General features: G+C 54.3%; 19 protein-coding genes. 17 read left to right on the forward strand and 2 right to left on the reverse strand.

What is annotated here, in order from left to right:
* The first annotated feature begins 491 nt into the window (after nucleotides 1-491).
* The 10 genes from flhD (at nucleotide 492) to flhB (ending at nucleotide 10,687) form a co-directional block, all read left to right on the forward strand.
* Nucleotides 492-815, forward strand: a complete 324-nt coding sequence (flhD, locus tag QQJ87_RS09125) for a flagellar transcriptional regulator FlhD (protein WP_284281345.1) — start codon at nucleotides 492-494, stop codon at nucleotides 813-815.
* A 37-nt stretch (nucleotides 816-852) separates the two neighbouring features.
* Entirely contained in the window at nucleotides 853-1,416 is a 564-nt protein-coding gene (gene flhC, locus QQJ87_RS09130; protein WP_284281346.1) for a flagellar transcriptional regulator FlhC, read from the forward strand.
* A gap of 253 nt (nucleotides 1,417-1,669) precedes the next feature.
* Entirely contained in the window at nucleotides 1,670-2,533 is an 864-nt protein-coding gene (gene motA / locus QQJ87_RS09135; protein ID WP_284281347.1) for a flagellar motor stator protein MotA, read from the forward strand.
* 3 nt (nucleotides 2,534-2,536) lie between these two features.
* Entirely contained in the window at nucleotides 2,537-3,514 is a 978-nt protein-coding gene (gene motB / locus QQJ87_RS09140) for a flagellar motor protein MotB (RefSeq protein WP_284281348.1), read from the forward strand.
* 19 nt (nucleotides 3,515-3,533) lie between these two features.
* Entirely contained in the window at nucleotides 3,534-4,460 is a 927-nt protein-coding gene (locus QQJ87_RS09145; RefSeq protein ID WP_284281350.1) for a chemotaxis protein, read from the forward strand.
* A gap of 11 nt (nucleotides 4,461-4,471) precedes the next feature.
* Nucleotides 4,472-4,861, forward strand: coding sequence for a chemotaxis response regulator CheY (cheY, locus tag QQJ87_RS09150; protein WP_284281351.1), 390 nt, complete (start codon nucleotides 4,472-4,474; stop codon nucleotides 4,859-4,861).
* A gap of 24 nt (nucleotides 4,862-4,885) precedes the next feature.
* Nucleotides 4,886-5,698 (forward strand): protein phosphatase CheZ, encoded by an 813-nt coding sequence (locus QQJ87_RS09155; RefSeq protein WP_284281352.1) that lies wholly within the window; start codon nucleotides 4,886-4,888, stop codon nucleotides 5,696-5,698.
* A 29-nt stretch (nucleotides 5,699-5,727) separates the two neighbouring features.
* Complete coding sequence (locus QQJ87_RS09160) at nucleotides 5,728-7,608, forward strand: chemotaxis protein CheA (protein WP_284281354.1); 1,881 nt, start codon at nucleotides 5,728-5,730, stop codon at nucleotides 7,606-7,608.
* An 86-nt stretch (nucleotides 7,609-7,694) separates the two neighbouring features.
* Complete coding sequence (locus QQJ87_RS09165; RefSeq protein ID WP_284281355.1) at nucleotides 7,695-9,470, forward strand: methyl-accepting chemotaxis protein; 1,776 nt, start codon at nucleotides 7,695-7,697, stop codon at nucleotides 9,468-9,470.
* Between the two features lie 86 nt (nucleotides 9,471-9,556).
* Nucleotides 9,557-10,687 (forward strand): flagellar biosynthesis protein FlhB, encoded by a 1,131-nt coding sequence (gene flhB / locus QQJ87_RS09170; protein WP_284281357.1) that lies wholly within the window; start codon nucleotides 9,557-9,559, stop codon nucleotides 10,685-10,687.
* 309 nt (nucleotides 10,688-10,996) lie between these two features.
* Here the strand turns inward: flhB and QQJ87_RS09175 are convergent, their stop codons facing one another.
* Entirely contained in the window at nucleotides 10,997-11,290 is a 294-nt protein-coding gene (locus QQJ87_RS09175; protein WP_284281359.1) for a hypothetical protein, read from the reverse strand.
* A gap of 13 nt (nucleotides 11,291-11,303) precedes the next feature.
* Between QQJ87_RS09175 and QQJ87_RS09180 the strand changes: the two genes are divergently transcribed.
* From QQJ87_RS09180 to QQJ87_RS09210, 7 genes are all read left to right on the forward strand, one after another.
* A complete protein-coding gene (locus QQJ87_RS09180) occupies nucleotides 11,304-11,687 on the forward strand; it encodes a hypothetical protein (protein ID WP_284281360.1) in 384 nt (127 codons plus the stop codon).
* Between the two features lie 95 nt (nucleotides 11,688-11,782).
* The gene (gene flhA / locus QQJ87_RS09185; protein ID WP_348534580.1) at nucleotides 11,783-13,888 is read left to right on the forward strand and encodes a flagellar biosynthesis protein FlhA; all 2,106 of its coding nucleotides are present in this window, start codon (nucleotides 11,783-11,785) and stop codon (nucleotides 13,886-13,888) included.
* Nucleotides 13,885-15,276 (forward strand): flagellar biosynthesis GTPase FlhF, encoded by a 1,392-nt coding sequence (flhF, locus tag QQJ87_RS09190; protein WP_284281363.1) that lies wholly within the window; start codon nucleotides 13,885-13,887, stop codon nucleotides 15,274-15,276. The genes flhA and flhF overlap by 4 nt, the downstream gene beginning before the upstream one ends.
* A gap of 37 nt (nucleotides 15,277-15,313) precedes the next feature.
* A complete protein-coding gene (locus tag QQJ87_RS09195; RefSeq protein ID WP_284281364.1) occupies nucleotides 15,314-16,072 on the forward strand; it encodes a P-loop NTPase family protein in 759 nt (252 codons plus the stop codon).
* Between the two features lie 31 nt (nucleotides 16,073-16,103).
* Complete coding sequence (locus tag QQJ87_RS09200) at nucleotides 16,104-16,820, forward strand: RNA polymerase sigma factor FliA (protein WP_284281365.1); 717 nt, start codon at nucleotides 16,104-16,106, stop codon at nucleotides 16,818-16,820.
* 51 nt (nucleotides 16,821-16,871) lie between these two features.
* On the forward strand, nucleotides 16,872-18,791 hold the full coding sequence (locus QQJ87_RS09205) for a PAS domain-containing sensor histidine kinase (protein ID WP_284281367.1): 1,920 nt from the start codon (nucleotides 16,872-16,874) through the stop codon (nucleotides 18,789-18,791).
* Nucleotides 18,788-19,225: a response regulator gene (locus QQJ87_RS09210; RefSeq protein WP_284281368.1), complete on the forward strand. Its 438-nt coding sequence runs from the start codon at nucleotides 18,788-18,790 to the stop codon at nucleotides 19,223-19,225. The genes QQJ87_RS09205 and QQJ87_RS09210 overlap by 4 nt, the downstream gene beginning before the upstream one ends.
* On the opposite strand, the gene QQJ87_RS09215 is transcribed toward QQJ87_RS09210, so the two are convergent.
* On the reverse strand, nucleotides 19,200-19,715 hold the full coding sequence (locus QQJ87_RS09215) for a flagella synthesis protein FlgN (RefSeq protein WP_284281370.1): 516 nt from the start codon (nucleotides 19,713-19,715) through the stop codon (nucleotides 19,200-19,202). The two genes, QQJ87_RS09210 and QQJ87_RS09215, sit on opposite strands and share 26 nt — an antisense overlap.
* Nucleotides 19,716-19,757: the final 42 nt, after the last annotated feature.

The raw sequence follows: 19,757 nt of genomic DNA on the forward strand, positions 1-19,757 counted from the left end.
TCTCCAAGCAGTTTGTTTGTTTCATCTGGACGCTGCTGATTGCGCGTCCTATGACTGCTTTACGCCACTGAAAAATGAAACTTGAGGGCAAGGTGTGAAAAAAGTTCTGGCCATACAAAGTCTCTATAAATAGATTCATTTCAATTGAATCTTTTTCGCCAGATTTCACAATTGTTGACTTTATCTTTCACTAGAACGAGTCGTTAAGGACACATGGGGTAGCTACTTTTGGGGGGGGTTAGCCGTATTGGTTAAGCCCGTGTAAGGGGCTCCCTCATGCTGGTACTGTTGAGCGCTCCTCGATATCCACACAATGGCTTCGTGTCATCCAAAGACCTACTTTTAAAGCAGCAAACGGATGACCGAAGGAATGGATTTAGGCCGCTTAAAGATTTTGGGTGACAAGCCGAAAATTCGTTCAAGGGGATTGTCGCTCTGCGGCAAACAGATTTGTGGTGCAGGGCATGCACAAATAGACGGAGGAACTGAAAATGAAAGGCACACGTTTACTGGATGAAATTCGCGAAACCAACCTGTCTTATCTGTTGCTGGCTCAGCAACTGATTCGTGAAGATCGCGCTGAAGCCACTTTTCGCTTGGGCATCTCGGATGAGGTGGCTGATTTGATCGAATCGCTGACAACAGCACAGGTGCTGCGCATCGCCGCCAGCAACATGTTGATGTGTCGATTCCGGTTCGACGATGAAGTGGTCTGGAACCTGTTGACGAGTCACTCCAAAGACCGTTCAGTCTCTGGCATGCACGCCGCCATTCTGATGAGTGGCAAAGCAGCCGACGCAAGCGCCTCAGTTTAAGGTCTTGCCAAACCAGTAAGAACGCCGGAGAACAATCATGGCCAAAGTCAAATCAATCGTTTCAGAAGCTGCGCAAATTCAGTTGGCTACAGAGCTGATCAATCTGGATGCACGCCTTCAGGTTCTGGAAAGTGAAACGCAGTTGTCTCGCGAACGTCTTCTCAAGCTGTACAAAGAGTTGAAACACAAGTCGCCACCCAAGGGCATGTTGCCCTTTTCAACCGACTGGTTTATGACCTGGCAGCCCAACATCCATTCTTCATTGTTCGTGAATATTTATCAGACGCTGATTAAAAGCACCGACATTGAAGACATTGATGCCATCATCAAGGCTTACAAAATGTACCTTGAGCAGATCAATCAATTGGGCCTGCCTGATGTGCTCTCACTGACCCGCGCCTGGAGACTGGTGAAGTTTTTTGACGCCGGCATGCTGACAACTACTGGATGTGTAAAGTGCGATGGAAAATTTGTTGTGCACACCTTCGAGTTGGTGAATGATTACGTGTGTGGCCTGTGCAATATGCCATCACGCGCCGGTAAAACCCGGCAATCGCCCGCAGAGCGTTTCTTCAACGAAGAAGCCGCCTTGCACGAGTGAAAGGTTTGCTCTCGTTGCGATAAAAAAGGTCCGGTAGCATCCTCCCACCCTCTGTCTCTTCCGGGTCTGCAACGAGAGCTTCTTGATTTAAAAACGGCCAGCACACATTGCTGGCCGTTTTTTTCATCTCTACACCCCGTCCATTTCTCGAAGTCGCCCATAAAACACACTTTATTCAAGCAAAAGATTTTTCAGCTTTTGCCGACAATAAGAGTGTGGAAATTATCCTTTGCACTAGACAGAGACTCATCACATGTTCGTCATCATTGGTTATGTATTGGTAGTTGGCAGTGTGCTCGGCGGATTCGCAATGGCGGGTGGCCATCTGCATGTGCTGTTTCAGCCAGTCGAACTGATCATCATCGCGGGTGCAGCAACAGGCTCGTTGGTTGTTGGTAACACACCCAAGGTTTTGAAGGCCATTGGCAAGGCTTTGGGCTCGTGCTTTAAAAACACGGCTGTCACCAAAGCGTTTTACATGTCACTGATGGCCCTGATGTTTGAGGTACTGACCAAGGTGCGCAAAGAAGGTTTGATGTCGATTGAATCCGACGTGGAAGAGCCTGAGCAAAGTACGATTTTTCAAAAATACCCCGAGGTACTGGCAGATCATCACATTGTTGAGTTTTTGACAGACTACCTGCGCTTGATGGTCAGCGGTAACTTGAATCCCATGGAAATCGAAAACCTGATGGATGGTGAACTTGAAACCCACCACCAGGAGGCCCATGTGCCTGCAGCTTCAGTCCAGACCATTGCCGATGGCCTGCCAGCCTTCGGTATTGTGGCAGCGGTGATGGGGGTGGTGCACGTGATGGGTTCAGTGGGGCAGGTCAGCAACGCCGAGCTGGGCAACATGATTGCTGCGGCGTTGGTGGGTACCTTCTTGGGCATTTTGCTGTCCTACGGGTTTATTGGCCCGCTGGCCTCATTGCTCAACCACAAAACCAACGAGAGTTCCAAGCCCTTCGAGTGCGTCAAGACCACGCTGCTTGCAAGCTTGAATGGTTACTCCCCGGCTTTGGCCGTGGAGTTTGGTCGCAAAGTGCTTTATTCGACCGAACGCCCTTCTTTCATCGAGCTCGAAGAGCACGTGAAGAGCACGAAAGGGAAGTAAGCCATGGCCAAGGCAGAAGAGCAACGCCCGATCATCGTTGTCAAGAAGATCAAGAAGGGTGGTCATGGCCATCATGGCGGCGCCTGGAAGATTGCCTATGCCGATTTTGTGACTGCGATGATGGCTTTCTTTCTGTTGATGTGGCTGCTGGGCTCCACTTCGGAAGGGGACTTGAAAGGCATTTCGGATTACTTCAACTCGCCCCTTAAGGTTGCCTTGATGGGGGGAAGCGGATCAGGCACTGCTACCAGTGTAATAAACGCAGGTGGAACCGATTTGTCGAGGTCGGTTGGGCAGATTCAGCGGGGCAGAAATGACAGTGACAAATCCTACAAAGACACGTCACAGCCTTCGACCAACGCCAGCAAAGAGGCCTATGAAAAGGCCGAGGCAGCACGCTTAAATGAATTAAAGCAGGAAATAGAGCAGTTAATCGACAAATCGACTTTGATGAAAGCGTTTAAAAATCAGATCAAGCTGGACATTACGCCAGAAGGTTTGAGGATTCAGATTGTGGATGCACAGAATCGGCCGATGTTTGATTCCGGCAGTGCGGCGCTGAAGGACTACATGAAGGACATTCTGAAAAGCTTGACCAAAGTGTTGCTGGAAGTGCCCAACAGTTTGACGATTTCAGGGCACACCGACTCGGCCCCGTATGCCAACGGTGCCATGGGTTACAGCAACTGGGAATTGTCGGCTGATCGGGCCAATTCATGCCGCCGGGAAATGATGCACGACGGCATGCCTGAGGCCAAGGTGTTGCGAGTGGTTGGTTTAGCGTCGTCCGTGCCGATGGATGCCAAAGATCCAGCTGCAGCAGTGAATCGCCGGATCGCGATTGTAGTGATGAACAAACGTGCCGAGGACGCAGTAAGGGCCTCTGCCGAGGGTGGTGACACCAGCAAACCCCAAGTGGATTTGCCAGCCATCCCCCAATTGCAAAAATTGCCATTCGACAAGAATGGTTTGAACAAATGACTGTTAGGAGCAGCGAAAAATGGACAACGATTACCGCTTGATGAACATGATCGACGAGAAGGCCAGACTGGCGGGTTCTAACAAAATGGAACTGCTGCTGTTCTCGCTCGGCTCGACAGAGGTGTTCGGCATCAACGTGTTCAAGGTCAGGGAGGTGTGTGAAACGCTGCCCATTACCCGTACCCCGAACATGCCTGCGGGGGTCGAGGGCATTATTTCACTGCGCGGAAGCATCTTGCCGGTGATTGATCTGGCCTGCTGCTTGCGCATGGACAACGATCAACCCAAGACAAAGCTCATCATCACTGAGTTTTCATCACACACCCAGGCTTTTCTGGTTGAAGACGTTGACCGAATCGTCAGGGTGGACTGGGAGCAGGTGAAGTCGCCCCAATCGATTGGCCAATCTCAAAGCGCCATGATTACCGCGCTGACGGAGCTGGCCGAGGGCAAGCTGGTGTCAATTCTTGACGTTGAGCAGATTCTGGCCGAGGTCATCGGCGAGAGCGATGTCCCCGAAATGGAAAACCTGCGCTCAGACCATCCACACCCAGTCTTCTTTGCGGACGATTCCAACATGGCCCGCAAGAAGATCACCGAAGTGCTGGATCGCCTGCATCTGCCACACCAGTCAGCAACCAATGGCCGCGAAGCCTGGGAAAAGCTCAAAACCATCGCCAGCCGTGCTGAACAGGAACACCGTGACATCAAGGAAATCGTGTCACTGATTCTGGTGGATGCCGAGATGCCTGAAATGGACGGATATGTGTTGACACGCCACATCAAGGAAGACCCCCGATTCAAGGGCATTCCGGTTGTGATGCATTCCTCACTGTCTTCAGTCGCCAATAAAAAGCTGGGTCAACAAGTGGGCGTTGACGCCTATGTTGGCAAGTTTCACCCCGAGGATCTCGCCGGCATGGTGACCTCGATGCTGCCCGCTTAAAGGAGCAATTCATGAACCCCGAAGATTTGAAAATCCTGATTGTTGACGACTTCTCGACCATGCGTCGAATTGTTCGCAACCTGCTCAAGGAGATCGGCTACAACAACGCCGATGAAGCCGAAGACGGTGCTGTGGCCCTGAGCAAGCTCAGGAACGGCAACTTTAATTTCGTGGTCAGCGACATCAACATGCCCAACATGACTGGGTTTGAGCTGTTGCAGGCCATTCGGTCGGATGCCGGGCTGAAGCATTTGCCAGTGTTGCTGGTTACTGCTGAGGCCAAAAAAGAAGACATTGTGTTGGCCGCTCAGATGGGCGCCAGTGGCTACATTGTGAAGCCATTTACCAAAGCAACGCTTGAAGAGAAATTCAACAAGATCGTTGCCAAGATGTCTGTTTAAAACCAATACAGTGAGGTCCAAAGGATGAACCCTGAAAACCTGAAAAGCGGCGACACCGACGATCTGGAAGCTTTGTTTGATCAAATCGCAGAGCAAAAAATCTGGGAGCAAGGCGATGACGAGCCTGCGCCAGCCACAGTACAAACCGCCGCACCCGCACCCGTTGCAGAGTCTGGCGGCGAGACACCCGTACGCACCGATTTGGGCGAAATGATCGCCAAAGGGTCTGAGGATCCTCTGGACGTGTTCCAGCGTGTGGGCATGCTGACCCGCAAACTGCACGATGCCTTGCGTGAGCTGGGCTATGACAAAAACGTTGAAACCGCCATCAATGGCTTGCCCGATGCCCGTGCCCGTTTGGCCTACATTGCCAACGTCACTGGCCAGGCTGCGGAGAAGGTGCTGAGTGCGGTTGAATCGAGCCAGAACCTGACCGACCAGATTTCAGAGCGTGCCGCCAAGCTGGATGCCCAGTGGGACAAGCTCTACAACCATCAGATGACCTTGGAAGAGTTCAAGGTACACACCCGCGAGAATCGTGAATTCATTCGCGATCTCACCCAGAAAAGTGGTGCCATCAATTCACACCTGACGGACATCATGATTGCGCAAGACTTCCACGACCTGACAGGTCAGGTGGTCAAGAAGATTGCAACCATGGCGCAAAATCTGGAAGAACAGCTGGTGCAGTTGCTGCTGGACACTACGCCGTCCGATCAGCGCAAACAGGTGCAGGACACCTGGTTGAATGGACCGGTCATCAACCCCGAGGGTCGCAGCGACGTGTGCTCGAATCAAGGGCAGGTTGACGATCTACTGGAAAGCCTGGGCTTCTGATACAAGCACCGAACAAGCAGGAGCAAAACATGAGTGCATTCAGTGATGTCGAGTTGTTGCAGGATTTCCTGACAGAGGCAGGGGACTTGCTCGAAGACGTGGACAGCAAACTGGTGGAGCTAGAACAAAGCCCCGAAGACGCCGATTTGTTGGCCACCGTGTTTCGCGGCTTTCACACCATCAAGGGCGGTGCAGGCTTTCTGGAAGCCACACACCTGGTGGAGTTGTGTCACAAAACCGAAAACCTGTTCGACAAGTTGCGCTCACGGGCGCTGGTGCTGAACGCCGACATGATGGACGTCATTCTGGCCGCCACGGGTGAAGTACACCGCATGTTCGGCGAAATGCGCAACGGCCATCAGCCGGATGCTGCCCCCCAGGATCTGCTGGATAATCTGGAGCTGGCCATTGAAGGCCGCTACACCGGAGGAGGCTCGGACAGCCAAAACGCGCAATCGCCTGAGGTGGCTGAACCTGCGGCCACTCAGCCTGCAGTGGAATCAGAAAAACCCTCGCTTGCGCATTACGATGCCTCTGACATTCCTGTGGGCGAAGACGGAGACCTTGACTGGCCCGCGCTTTATGAAGCAGCCCTTGGAGAACCGCCGCGTGAGCTTGAACAGGCCCGTTTGAGCGCTGAAATGGCCACCACTGCCGTGGCCAAACAATCGGCTGCTGCGGTGCGTCCAAAACCGGTCGACAAAAAGCCGAAGCCTGCGCCTGCGGCTGCCAGTGGCCCCGCCAAAGACGCCACCATTCGTGTAGACACAGCCCGCTTTGACCAAATTTTGAACCTCAGTGGTGAGATCGGCCTGACCAAAAACCGATTGAATTGCCTGTTTGAGTCCATCTCACGCGGCAATCCGTCTGAAGACACCATCAAGTCACTGGACACCGTGGTCAATCAGCTGGACATGTTGGTGTCTGATCTTCAGGCCGCCGTGATGAAAGCGCGTATGCAGCCTGTTGGCCGGGTGTTCCAGAAGTACAGCCGTTTGGCCCGTGACGTGGCCCGTCAGCTCGGCAAAGACGTGGAACTGGTTATTGAGGGTGCAGAAACCGAAGTCGACAAAACCATTCTTGAAGAATTGAACGACCCATTGGTGCACCTGGTGCGCAACGCGGTTGATCACGGCATTGAGACCATTGAGCACCGTCGCGAATGCAACAAAAACCCCAAGGGCACCGTGCATTTGTCGGCTCGTCAGACCGGCGACCACATTGTGATCGAGATCAAGGACGATGGCCGCGGCATGAACGCCGAGGTGCTCCGTCAAAAGGCTATGGACAAAGGCCTGATCAGCATGGAAGAAGCCAGCCAGCTGACTCCGAAAGAGTGTCTGATGCTGATTTTCCTGCCTGGTTTCTCCACCAAAGACCAGATCTCCGACATTTCTGGACGCGGCGTGGGCATGGACGTGGTGAAAACCAACATTCAGCGTCTGAACGGTCGAATCGACATTGAATCTGAGCTGGATCAAGGCTCGAGAATCACCATTTCACTGCCATTGACCCTGGCCATTTTGCCGGTGTTGATGCTGAAACTGGAAGAGCAGATTTATTCACTGCCGCTGTCCTGTGTTCGCGAAATCATTCCAATTGAAGAAGACAAGATTCAAAAAGTCAGTGGCAAACCCAATCTCGTGGTTCGTGGTGAAGTGATTCCCCTGCTCGACCTGGCCACATTGATTGGCCGGCCAACCAGCCCCGGCCCGAAGGTAGGCGTGTTGACCCTGAGCGGTAACAAAGCCTGCATTCTTGCGGTGGACACTCTGGTGGGCCAAGACGAAGTCATGATCAAACCCCTGGAAGGGGTCAAACCAAAAGGCGTGGCGGGCGCAACCCTGTCAGGCGAAGGTTTATTGGTGTTGGTGCTTGAAATCCGGGAGCTGCTGGAAGGCGTGATTTGAAGACAAGCGTTGTTTGAACGACCGGGAGCCCACAAAGAGGGGCCCTGGACACAAAGAACCCGAGAGGTTCTGGATTGGAGAATAAAATGAAGCATCTGTATGAGGCAGTCGAGAAGGGCGTGTTCAATACCCTTTCGAAAAAAATTCTGGGCAACGTTGCCACGCCAGTGCTGGTCGCGGCAGGTGGCCTCGGTGGGATGTATTACTGGGGTCAAAGTCTTCTCCAGAGTTTGCCCGCTGCCAATGCTGCGCTGGTTGCTCAAAAAACCAGCGAGCTGCAATGGATCGTGGGAACGTCGGCAGGCTTGACTTTGTTGGGTGGCGTCGGTGCATTTCTCTATCTGCGTCATCTGGTTGTGCGCCCTGTGCACACCCTGCGCGACAGAATGGCTGAGCTTGCGTCCGGTCGTGGCGATTTGTCCGTTGATTTGCCCCAAACCACACACGATGAATTGCGTGAGTTGGCAAAGCATTACAATGCGTTCATGGAAAATCTGCGCAACATCGTGCATGAAATTCGCCGCATGACGGCTCAGGTCTCCATGGAGTCCATGCAGGTCGAGGGGGGTCTGAAAGATGCCAGCAAAGCGGCCGAATCGCAGGGCATGATGACTCGGGAAATTTACGACGCGGCCACACAGGCCAGCGAGGCCATGAGCCGAGTTGCCGACAATGCCAGTTACTTGGCGCAAGCCACCGATGAACACCTGAAAACGGTCAACGGCAGCTACAGCGAATTGCTGAATGTGACTCAGGAAATGTCGGTGGCCACAGACAGCCTGGCCCGGTTTGAACACACCGTCAAAGCACTGGCAGACAATGGCAAAGGCATTGAAAGCATTGTTCGCTTGATCAGCGAAATTTCAGACCAGACCAATTTGCTGGCCCTGAATGCTGCCATCGAGGCAGCCCGTGCAGGAGAGCAGGGTCGAGGGTTTGCAGTGGTGGCCGATGAGGTGCGTGGTTTGGCTGAACGCGTGAAACAGGCGACGGGTAACATTCGCACCAACATTGATTCCATGTTGAAGCTGGTTGACAAAACCGAAGATGAAACCCAGACCATTCACAACAACATTGCCCAAAGTCAAAAGACAGTGTTGAGTTCGGCCGAGCGCTTTGCTGCAATGGTTCAAAGTTTCGAGCAGATGAACCATCAAATCAGTGACGTCAGCCAACAGGTGGGAACAGTCCGTTCAGTCAACGATGAGGTGTCCTCCAAGGTTTCTGTCATTCGAGAGACTGCAAGCTCCGTGATTGCCCGCACCGTTGAATCTGAAAAATCGAGCAATGAATTGGGCGTGGCCACCGAGCGCATTAAAGAGATGGTCGCCAAATTCAAGATTGGTCGTGGCACTTACGAGCGCATTGTCAGCCGCGCCAAATCAGCCGCGGAGGAGTTGGCCGAGGTGTTGGCTCAGGCCCAACAACAGGGCCTGAACGTGTTTGATGACAATTACCGGCCAATCCCCAACACCAATCCACCCAAATTCAACACCGTGTACGACAAACAGGTGGAATCCGGCATGCAGCGGGTTTTCGACAAGGTGCTTGAAACTGCGCCTGGCGTGGTTTACACACTGGCTGTGGATCACAACGGTTATGCGCCCGCGCACAACACGAAATTCTCCAAACCAGTCACTGGCGATTTGAAAAGAGACATTCTTGAAAGCCGCAACAAACGCAAATTCACAGACACCGTGGGTTTACGTGCCGGAAAAAGTGAAGACGAATGGTTGCTTCAAACTTACCGGCGTGACACAGGGGAAGTGCTCAACGATTTGTCGGTTCCTGTTTGGGTGAACGGCCGCCACTGGGGTGGTATTCGCCTCGGCTTCAGCCCCAATCTGTTGATCAATGACTGACCTTATTTTCAGCCAAATGGCTTGCCCGTGCTGCAGGAAACATTCACACTAATGTGGTTGGTTTTTTAACGCCGGGCATTTGAAACGTGGCACAGGAAGACGATCAAGAACGCGAATTACCCGCGTCGGAACAGAAAATACGCAAGGCGCGCGAAGAGGGCAACGTTCCCCGTTCGCGTGAGCTGGGTGGCGGGCTGGTATTGCTCAGTGGCATCGCCTTGCTCTATGTGATGGGTTCCGAACTGGTTTCCCAAAGTGAAAAGCTGCTGCGTTTTGGCCTGACGGTTGATCGGGCACAGGCTTTTGACACCAAGCACATGGGCATCAAATGGGTGGCCATGCTGCAAGACAGCCTGTTGATCTTGCTGCCCCTTTTCCTGATTGTGGTGGTGGCAGCCATCGGCGCCAACGTGGCCCTGGGTGGATTCAACTGGTCCACCAAACCCCTTGAACCCAAATTCAGCAAGCTCAACCCGATCACCGGGTTAAAAAATATTTTCTCAATCAACGGGCTGGCTGAACTGTTCAAAGCCATCCTGAAATCGGTGGCTTTGGGTGGGGTGGGTTACCTGTTGATCAAGAAAGACATGCCCGAATTCACGCAGTTGGGCGCCATGCCACTGGACGCCGCCATGACGGAGACCGCGCGAATTGCCATGAAGGACGCCTTGATACTGGCCGCGGTTTACATGGTGATTGTTGCAATGGATGTGCCGTATCAGCTTTGGCGCTACTACAAAGGTTTGCGCATGAATCTGGAAGAACTCAAGCGTGAATCCAAAGAATCCGAAGGTGATCCACACCTGAAAGCCAAAGTACGAAGTTTGCAGCGTGAGGCTGCTCGCAAGCGGATGATGGCCTCTGTGCCGACCGCCGATGTGGTGGTGACCAACCCAACCCATTATGCGGTTGCCCTGAAATACAAGAAAGACGGCAGTGGCGCGCCCCAGGTGGTGGCCAAGGGCATGGGCGAAGTGGCTGCAAAAATTCGTGAACTGGCCCGTGAAAGCAAAGTGCCATTGGTGGAAGCACCGCCACTGGCCCGTGCCCTTTACGCCAACGTTGAACTGGAGCGTGAAATTCCCGCTGCGCTTTACACGGCAGTCGCCAAGCTTTTGGCGTATGTGTATGCATTGGCTGATGGCATGCAGCACAAGGTGGATTTGCCGACCGACAAAGACATTCCGCAGGGGCTTGATCCTGGGGCTGGCGCTTGATCTGCCCCAAATTTCGGCGGGTTTCACCCACCCCCACCGCTGAAGCACCCCAAATTACTGCGGGTTTCACCCACCCCCACCACTGAAGCACCCCGAATTGCCCTTTTGACTTGAACGGCACACTGGCTTTGGAAGCCCGAGCCGGAACTCGCCCTCGCGAGCCGTTGGCTTGCTCGAAGCTCACACATCCGGCACGTCGGGCGCCGCCGAGGCGGCGATTCCAAAGCGGCGTGTGCCCTTCAAGGGGCAATTCAGATTGGGGCGCTTCAGTGATGGGGATGGGTGAGTAGTGACTGACGATATTGGTGATTAATCGTCGTTGAAAAATCGCCGTTTCAACCACGCAATCGACGTCAAAACTGCTGTGCAAAGTAGATCGGCGAGCAAAAGCTCAAATGGCCATAAATTGTGCGAGGTGGGGTCTACCGATGTATCGACGATGATTTGAATTACGATAAAAGCCAGGTTCGCAAGAAGCAAAACAGGCATCAGTAGCCATATCCCGCTCCAATATTTGATTGCACGCCAGCATGCGAAAACGGACCATGCCGTTCCACCGAACACAACAAACAGGAACAGCAACATCGCCGCAATTGCAGTCATTTGGAAATCTCAGTTGGTCTTTTCGCCATCCTCCATCATTCCGATTCGATTTGCGCAGATCCACCCCCTGCTTGCGGTAGTCACCGCTGGCTCAATCGCCGCCAGCGATCTTGAACCCATCCCCATCACTGAAGCGCCCCAATCTGAATTGCCCCTTGAAGGGCACACGCCGCTTTGGAACCGCCGCCTTGGCGGCGCCCGACGTGCCGGATGTGTGAGCTTCGAGCAAGCCAACGGCTTGCGAGGGCGAGTTCCGGCTCGGGCTTCCAAAGCCAGTGTGCCGTTCAAGTCAAAAGGGCAATTCGGGGTGCTTCAGTGGTGGGGGTGGGTGAAACCCGCTGCAATTCGGGGTGCTTCAGCGGTGGGGGTGGGTGAAACCCGCAGTAATTCGGGTTGACCAAGCCGCAATAGGCCCATAAATCACCCTCATTTCATGGTTTAAATAATCCTAAAGTTTTCCATAATGAAGCCGTTAACCCTTTGATGAGCTGAATTGTGGCCAACCCTGCCTTCTCTCTGGACTTCGTAAAAGCAAGCCTTTCTGGCGGCAAGGCCAAGACATTGGGTGCGCCAGCGTTCATCGTGTTGATCCTCAGCATGATGATTCTTCCTCTGCCAGCCATGGCACTGGACATGCTCTTCTCCTTCAACATCGCACTCAGCCTGATGGTGCTGGTTTCCAGCCTGTACACCAAAAAGCCGCTTGATTTCGCTTCTTTCCCCACCGTGTTGCTGATGACCACGCTGATGCGCCTCAGCTTGAACGTGGCTTCCACCCGTGTGGTACTCATCCATGGTCACGAAGGCCCGGATGCCGCAGGCAAGGTCATTGAGGCTTTCGGCAACTTTCTGGTGGGTGGCAATCTGGCGGTTGGTCTTGTGGTGTTCGCCATTTTGATGGTCATCAACTTTGTGGTGATCACCAAAGGCGCCGGCCGGATTGCAGAGGTGTCAGCCCGTTTTACCCTGGACGCCATGCCCGGCAAGCAGATGGCAATTGACGCTGACCTGAACGCCGGCCTGATCAATGAAGACGAGGCCAAACGCCGTCGTCTGGAAGTCAGTCAGGAAGCCGAGTTTTTTGGTTCCATGGACGGTGCCAGCAAGTTCGTTCGCGGCGACGCGGTTGCCGGTATCCTGATTCTCGCGATCAACATCATCGGTGGCTTGATCATTGGTGTGGCCCAACACGACCTCAGCTTCGCCGATGCAGGCACCAAATACGTCATGTTGGCCATCGGTGATGGTCTGGTTGCTCAAATCCCGGCCCTGGTGATTTCAATTGCCGCCGGTTTGATTGTGGCCCGTGTGGGTCAAGGGCAAGACATCGGCAGCCAGCTGGCTGGCCAGTTGCTCAATTCCCCTCAGGCGATTGCAATCACCTCCGGCATTCTGGCGTTGATGGGCATGATCCCTGGCATGCCCAACTTTGCGTTTTTGACGCTGTCTGGCGCCTTTGGCTATTTGGCCTATCGCATGGCCACCAAACAGTCCGAGCCTGTGTCTGACGTGGCTTTGCAAGAAGCCGAAAAAATCAAGTCTGCCACCACTGAAGCGCAGGAGGCCACTTGGGACGACCTGGTGCCAGTGGACACTGTTGCGCTGGAAGTGGGTTACCGTTTGATCAGCCTGGTCGACAACAAACAAGACGGCGACCTGTTGAAACGCATCAAGGCCATTCGCAAGAAGTTCGCACAGGAAATCGGCTTTTTGCCACCCGCAGTGCATTTGCGTGACAACCTCGAATTGCGCCCCACCGTGTATCGCATTCTCTTGAAAGGCGTTTGCATGGGCGAGGGCGAAGTTTTCCCAACGCAGGTGCTGGCCATTAACCCTGGCCGCGTCACCATGCAGCTGCCTGGTCCACAAACCAAAGACCCGGCGTTTGGCTTGCCCGCCATCTGGATCAATGAGGACCAGAAGGAAAAAGCCAACGCCGCCGGTTACACCGTGGTGGATGCTTCCACCGTGGTCGCCACGCACCTTAGTCACATTCTGCAAACTGCCGCTTCACAGCTGCTGGGCCGCACTGAAACCCAGCAATTGCTGGAACATTGCGCCAAAACTTCACCCAAAGTGGTCGAAGACCTTACACCCAAGTTGCTGGACGTGGCTGTTATCCAGAAAGTGCTGCAAAACCTGCTGGACGAAAGTGTTCACATCCGCGATTTGCGCACCATTTTTGAAACCTTACTGGACATCGGCAGCCGCACCAAAAACCCGCTGGAGCTGACTGCCGCAGTGCGCGTGGCCCTGGGGCGTGCCATTGTTCAGGGCTTGTCGGGTCACACCGATGACTTGAACGTGCTGGTGCTGGAGCCCCGTCTTGAGCAGATGATCAACCAGGCCCATCAAGGGCAGGAGCAGATTGGCATGGACCCCAACCTGGCTGAAAACCTGGCCCGCCAAACGTCAGATGCCGCCAATCGCCAAGAGCAATTGGGCCAGACCCCAGTGCTGCTCGTTCCCGACACACTGCGCCTTGGCATGGCGCGCTTGTTGAAACGCGCGGCACCCAATTTGCGGGTGTTGTCGCACAGTGAAATTCCCGAAAACCGCACCATTCGTGTTGCCCAAGTTGTTGGAGCCAAATCATGAAGCTCAAGAAATTCATCGCCCCCACCACCCGCGAAGCCCTTCAAAAACTGCGCAGCGAACTGGGCGACGACGCCATCATTCTGTCGACCAAGCAGACCGCGGCGGGCACCGAAGTGTTGGCGGCTTCCTCTGAAGAAATCGATTCTGTAACCAGTCCTGCCCAGGCAGCAACAGGCAAGCTGCAAGACGCTCCGCCATCCTGGAAAAAAGAGGACCGTATTGCCTTTCAAAAGCCATCAGCACCCGCACTGGCCCAAGCGCCGGTCAATCGAGTGGCTGAAGCCCGCCGGGATGCAGTGGCTGCACAGCTGGAGGCCCAGCGCGCCATGACCCAATACGGCGATCAATCTGAACCGTTTGCGCCTGTTCGCCTGCCATCGGCCGCGCCCGAGCGCGTCAACCCTGTGCAGGAAGAAATGCTCAACAGCGTGGGCCAACACCGCGCCCGCGCCGCCAGCGAAACCATGATGGCCGAGCAAGCTGAAGTGCTGGCCGAGATCAAACAGATGCGCCAGTTGTTGAAAGACCAGATGAACATGTTGCAGTGGCGCGATTCGCTGGAGAAAAACCCCCAGCGTGCAGAGCTGTGGAATCATTTGACCCAATCCGGCTTCTCGCCCCTGTTTGCACGCACGGTCGTTGACAAGCTGCCCGATGGCTACAGCGACACCCAAGTGCACGACTGGGTCAGCACGGTGCTGATGCGCAACCTGCCTGTGACACCTGCGTCCAATGACATCGTCGAGCAGGGCGGCTTGTACGCACTGGTCGGGCCCACCGGTGTTGGCAAAACCACCACCACAGCCAAGCTTGCTGCGCGATGTGTGGTCAAGTACGGCGCAGATTCACTGGGCTTGATCACCACGGACAGCTACCGGGTGGGTGCGCAAGATCAGTTGCGCATCTACGGCAAAATTCTGGGCGTGCAGGTGTACACCGCACAAACCAATGAAGACCTGCAACAGCTTCGAAACAGCATGCAGCGCAAGCGCCTGATTCTGATCGACACGGTCGGTATGGGCCAGCGCGACCGTCGTGTGGGTGAGCAATCACAAATGCTGATCGACAGCCATGCCAAGCGTGTGATTTTGTTGAATGCCACCAGCCAGCCTGAAACGCTGGACGATGTGGTTCGCCATTACAAAAACCGCGGTCTGGATGGCGCCATCCTGACCAAGCTGGACGAAGCCATCAAGTTGGGTGGCGTGCTGGACGTTGTGATGCGTCACAAGCTGAATCTGCACTACATTGCCACCGGCCAGCGCGTGCCCGAAGACCTGTTTGCCGCCGATCCCAAGGTGCTTGTGCATCGCGCGCTGAAGGTCAAGCCTACGCAGGCTTTTCAGGCGTCAGATGAAGAAATGAAGTGGAAAATGACCCAAGTCTGATTGATCGCTTTGAGGCAAATGCCAGTACACTAAGAACATGGATCAAGCCAAAACTCTCAGAAAGCTGCTCGGTCAGGCCCGCCCTGTCATCACCCCGATTCTGGGTGATTTGCAACAGGATTATGCCGCCTGCATGGGGCGCTTTATTCTTGAACAACAGGCACGTCTGGGTGCAAACAGCCTGCTGCTTGACGGGTCTGAACGTGGTTTGAATGCTTTGGTTGATGCTGGGCCACACCAAGACCTGCTCGGCTTCTTGCAGGGCCGTCGCAATCTGGAAGACCTTGCGGTCTTGCTGGCCAAAAAACAACATCTGGTGCCCGCACGGCAGGGTTTGGCCGCGCTGACCAACGCGCCTGCCCAAGCCCCCAATCTGTTGGGCAAATTACATCGATTACCCGTTACCTGCGACCATCTTTACGCCACTCTGGACTATCGTGCGTTCTTGCTCGCCAGTGAATTTTCAGCAGAGGGCGAGTGGTTGTGGATTGTGCAACCGACGGCACAGTCAGTGACGCAGGCTTACAGCGCGATTCGTTCCTCTGGTGGGGTATCCGAATTTGTGCAGCATCGTGTTATTGTTGCAGGCGTGCGCTCTGTCAATGAAGCTGACCATGTATTTGCCAACCTGCAGGACACCACTGCGCGATTTTTAGGCAAACCCCTGCAATACGGCGGTCACCTGCCCACACTGAAAGCTGGGCAACCCCTGAGCGAGGCAGGCAGAGACATGATTGCCGCCGGTCGACGCGTGGCCAAGGCGGTGTGCACCGCGGAAGACCAGGCGTATGCCTGAAAAAGACAGAACAATGGGACAGAGTCGACATATGTATACAGCGCAGGGCACTTTAGACAACACCAGGCAAATTGACCAGTACGTTCCGCTGGTGCGTCGCCTTGCACACCATCTGATCGCCAAACTGCCCGCTTCGGTTCACATCGACGATCTTATTCAGGCTGGTCTGATTGGTTTGATGGACGCCATTACCCGCTTTGAAGAGGGGCAGGGCGCTCAATTTGAAACCTACGCCAGCCAGCGCATTCGCGGTGCCATGCTGGATGAACTGCGTCAGGCCGACTGGATGCCACGTGGTGTTCGCCAAGGCCAGCGCAAAATTGAAGCCGCCATCACCAAGGCCGAGCAGCAACTGGGCCGAACCCCGATTGAATCTGAAGTGGCCAAAATCATGGGCGTCAGTCTTGAAGAGTATCAGGACTTGCTGTTTGAATCGCGTGGTGCCCAACTGGTGTTCTACGACGATTACGCGGAAGATGGCGACGGCGAAGGGTATCTGGACCGGCAAATGGATGGCGACGAAGACGCCGATCCACTGTCCATGCTGGACGACCAGCGCTTCCGGCAGTCTTTGGTTAGCGCCATTGAAAACCTGCCCGAGCGTGAAAAAATGCTGATGGGTTTGTACTACGAGCAGGAATTGAACTTCCGCGAAATCGCTGCCATTCTTGGCGTGACTGAATCTCGGGTGTGTCAGCTGCATACACAAGCGGTTACGCGCTTGCGCAGCAAGATGAAAGATTTCTGAATCACGAAAATCCGGTAGACTAGGCTATCCACATAGCCGGCACGCAAACTCATGCCAGTGACAGACACTCCAGGTATCACTGAAGCACTACAACACACCAAAAAGCGGATGAGCCGATCGGTCTGGATCATCCTGTTCACCGGTCTCGCACCGGTTTCCCTGGCGGCACTTGCAGTGGCCGCCGCCGCCCCCGACCCCGCTTCATGGCAGCTCGTTGTGCTCGCGTCGGTTGCTGTCGGTCTGGTGGGTGCGCTGTTCATGAGCAACAAGCTCAGCAGCACCATCGTCAAGGTCATTGAAGCCCAATCCCGCTCTGAACAACGACTGCGTCGGCTCATGGAGCTCTCGGGCGATTGGTACTGGCGTCAGGACAAACACCAGGTGATTCGTCGAATTGTCTACAGGGGGCGAGATCAGACCTCAGCAGCCACCGCCGTTGAATTGCCTTTTGTGGACAAAACACGATCCGAGGTTGAAGACCTCAAGTTGATCGACAAGCGCTTCAATTGGGACACCTTTCGTCAATTGATGAATGAACAGTTGCCCTTCGACAAAGTCGAGTTTGAATACTGGCCCAAGGGGCGCACCCGGCTGATCTTTGAATCCACGGGTCGCCCCTTGTTCAGTGAAAAGGGCGAGTTTGAAGGGTACACAGGGGTTTCCAGCAACGTCACCCAGAAGCGTTTGAATGAACAGCTCTTGTCTCTCCAGCGTTTTTTGTTGCAGGGGGTTTTGCTGTCTGCACCCATTTCCGAGTTGGCTGGGTCGTATGCACGTGGCCTGAAAAACTGCCTGTGTGTACACGCAGACGTGCTGGTGGGTTACCGCGCGCACAGCGGCATGGAATCCTGGCGGGTGCGCAGCAGTGCGGGTGATTTGCGAATTCCAGACGAGATGGGTGAAGCTGTCTGGAACTCGCCTGAGGAATACTGCGAACCCTTGCGCGGGCACGATCGTCAGAGCCTGATCTGGTTGGGCCGCATGAAGCAAAACCATTTCGCTCAACACTGGTCCGAGCAGGGCGTTACCAGCGTCTGGCTGGGCATGAAAAAATCCATTGAACCCAACCAGCCTGAATATTGGGTCATGGTGGCTCAACGTGATTTTGAAGAGCCGCTCGATGACGATGTCATTCGCATCTTGATGGCCATTCGCCTGTTGGGCCTGTGTGTTGAACGGCGTGTGTTTGAAGACGAATTGCAGAACGTCAACAGTCATCTGGAAACCCGGATCCAGCAACGCACGGCCGAGCTGATGCGCAGCAATTCCGAACTGGAAGCCTTTACGTACACGGTGTCCCATGATTTGCGTGCACCCCTGCGTGCCATTGACGGCTTTTCCAGCATTTTGCGTGAAGACTACAAAGACGATCTGCCGGAGGACGCCTTCGGGCTGCTAGATCGAATCAGCAACAATGCCCGTCACATGGGTGGGCTGATTGATGGATTGCTTGATTTTTCCCGATTGCTGCGCACCGAGTTGACCTGTGTTGAAATTCACCTCAACGACATGCTTGAAAAGGTCATGGATCAACTCGACGCCAGAAACAGGGCCACCATCGAGTTGCCGAGTTTGCCGGTGGTGTACGCCGATCCGGTGCTGTTGCAACAGGTCTTGATGAATCTGGTGGACAACGCCTTGAAGTTTTCTGCCAAAACGAGCGAGCCGCGTGTACAGGTCATTTTTGAAGACCAGCCCGACTTCTGGTGTTTCTCGGTGAAAGACAACGGCGCTGGCTTTGACATGAAATACGTGGACAAACTGTTCAATGTGTTCGAACGATTGCACCACAAAAAAGATTTTGATGGCACCGGTGTCGGCTTGGCCATCGTCAAACGCATTATAGAAAGACACGGTGGCGAAATTTGGGCCAAGGGCGAAGTGGGCAAGGGTGCTGAAATCGGTTTCAGCCTGTCTAAGGCACTGGCCGCTCAAGCCGCGGTCAACTCATCGGACGGAACAGAGAAATGACAGACGTAGTGTTAGTAGACGACAACTCCAATGACGCCGATCTCGCCTTGCGCGTGGTGCGAAAAACGGCGTCCAATTCCTCCACGGTTTTGTTGGAGGATGGTGAAAGGGCCATCGAATATTTCCGGCAGCTGATGGACAGCCAGACCGACGAGGTCGGGCCCAATTTGCCCAAGTTGCTTTTGCTGGATTTGAAGCTGCCCAAACTGGACGGGCTGGAGGTACTGCGGTTTTTACGGTCTCACGAGGTATTCAACACCATGCCCATCGTGGTGCTGTCATCCTCTCGTGAAATCAGCGATGTCCGAAAAGCCTATGAGCTTGGGGTCAACAGTTTCGCGGTGAAGCCAGTGCAGTTCGACCAGTACCTGACACGCATTTCGGCACTGGTTTCTTACTGGTTGACGATCAACGAATTACCGCGCGGGGCGTAGTGCCTGCATTGCCTGATTTGTTCAAGGCACCCTGCGGGCCGTAGGTGTTTGCGGCCGGGCTGGCGCCGGTGTTGCCGATGGCTGCCGCGGTCAGAATGCTGATGCGCTCTTGCAGGCCGGCCATTTGCTCAGCCACAATGTTGCCATTGGCCTCATTCAGGTGTTTGGCCTGTTGCAGGGTGGTTTTCAGGGTTTCGAAAGTGCTGTTGAGCCGCTTTTCGCGGTGTGAAAGGTTGTCTACCCACCGGGCCAAGCCCTCAAAGTCGGGGCTGTAGCCCTCAGCACGCGCCATCTGTAGATTGTTCAAATAACGCTTTTCCAGCTCAAGCATCATGGCTTCTTTTTTCAGGGCCAGTGCTTGCAGGCGATCCGTTTCAAACCGGATCAGGCAAGATTGTTCTTCGAAGAGAACATCCACCAAGGCCATGGCCATCTCGCATTCTTGCGCAAGGTGGCGGTACATATCTGCTGCTGAACCAATGTGAGACATCGTTCCAATCCTCTATCTATACAGGCCTTGGATCTGGATTGG

It is taken from the genome of Limnobacter litoralis, from assembly GCF_030160455.1.
Taxonomy (GTDB): Bacteria; Pseudomonadota; Gammaproteobacteria; order Burkholderiales; family Burkholderiaceae_B; genus Limnobacter; species Limnobacter litoralis.

Bases quoted from the DNA above. Each gene is read 5' to 3' on its own strand.
- flhD (WP_284281345.1), top strand. From the start codon at position 492: ATGAAAGGCACACGTTTACTGGATGAAATTCGCGAAACCAACCTGTCT.
- flhC (WP_284281346.1), top strand. From the start codon at position 853: ATGGCCAAAGTCAAATCAATCGTTTCAGAAGCTGCGCAAATTCAGTTG.
- motA (WP_284281347.1), top strand. From the start codon at position 1,670: ATGTTCGTCATCATTGGTTATGTATTGGTAGTTGGCAGTGTGCTCGGC.
- motB (WP_284281348.1), top strand. From the start codon at position 2,537: ATGGCCAAGGCAGAAGAGCAACGCCCGATCATCGTTGTCAAGAAGATC.
- QQJ87_RS09145 (WP_284281350.1), top strand. From the start codon at position 3,534: ATGGACAACGATTACCGCTTGATGAACATGATCGACGAGAAGGCCAGA.
- cheY (WP_284281351.1), top strand. From the start codon at position 4,472: ATGAACCCCGAAGATTTGAAAATCCTGATTGTTGACGACTTCTCGACC.
- QQJ87_RS09155 (WP_284281352.1), top strand. From the start codon at position 4,886: ATGAACCCTGAAAACCTGAAAAGCGGCGACACCGACGATCTGGAAGCT.
- QQJ87_RS09160 (WP_284281354.1), top strand. From the start codon at position 5,728: ATGAGTGCATTCAGTGATGTCGAGTTGTTGCAGGATTTCCTGACAGAG.
- QQJ87_RS09165 (WP_284281355.1), top strand. From the start codon at position 7,695: ATGAAGCATCTGTATGAGGCAGTCGAGAAGGGCGTGTTCAATACCCTT.
- QQJ87_RS09175 (WP_284281359.1), bottom strand. From the start codon at position 11,290: ATGACTGCAATTGCGGCGATGTTGCTGTTCCTGTTTGTTGTGTTCGGT.
- flhF (WP_284281363.1), top strand. From the start codon at position 13,885: ATGAAGCTCAAGAAATTCATCGCCCCCACCACCCGCGAAGCCCTTCAA.
- QQJ87_RS09195 (WP_284281364.1), top strand. From the start codon at position 15,314: ATGGATCAAGCCAAAACTCTCAGAAAGCTGCTCGGTCAGGCCCGCCCT.
- QQJ87_RS09200 (WP_284281365.1), top strand. From the start codon at position 16,104: ATGTATACAGCGCAGGGCACTTTAGACAACACCAGGCAAATTGACCAG.
- QQJ87_RS09205 (WP_284281367.1), top strand. From the start codon at position 16,872: ATGCCAGTGACAGACACTCCAGGTATCACTGAAGCACTACAACACACC.
- QQJ87_RS09210 (WP_284281368.1), top strand. From the start codon at position 18,788: ATGACAGACGTAGTGTTAGTAGACGACAACTCCAATGACGCCGATCTC.
- QQJ87_RS09215 (WP_284281370.1), bottom strand. From the start codon at position 19,715: ATGTCTCACATTGGTTCAGCAGCAGATATGTACCGCCACCTTGCGCAA.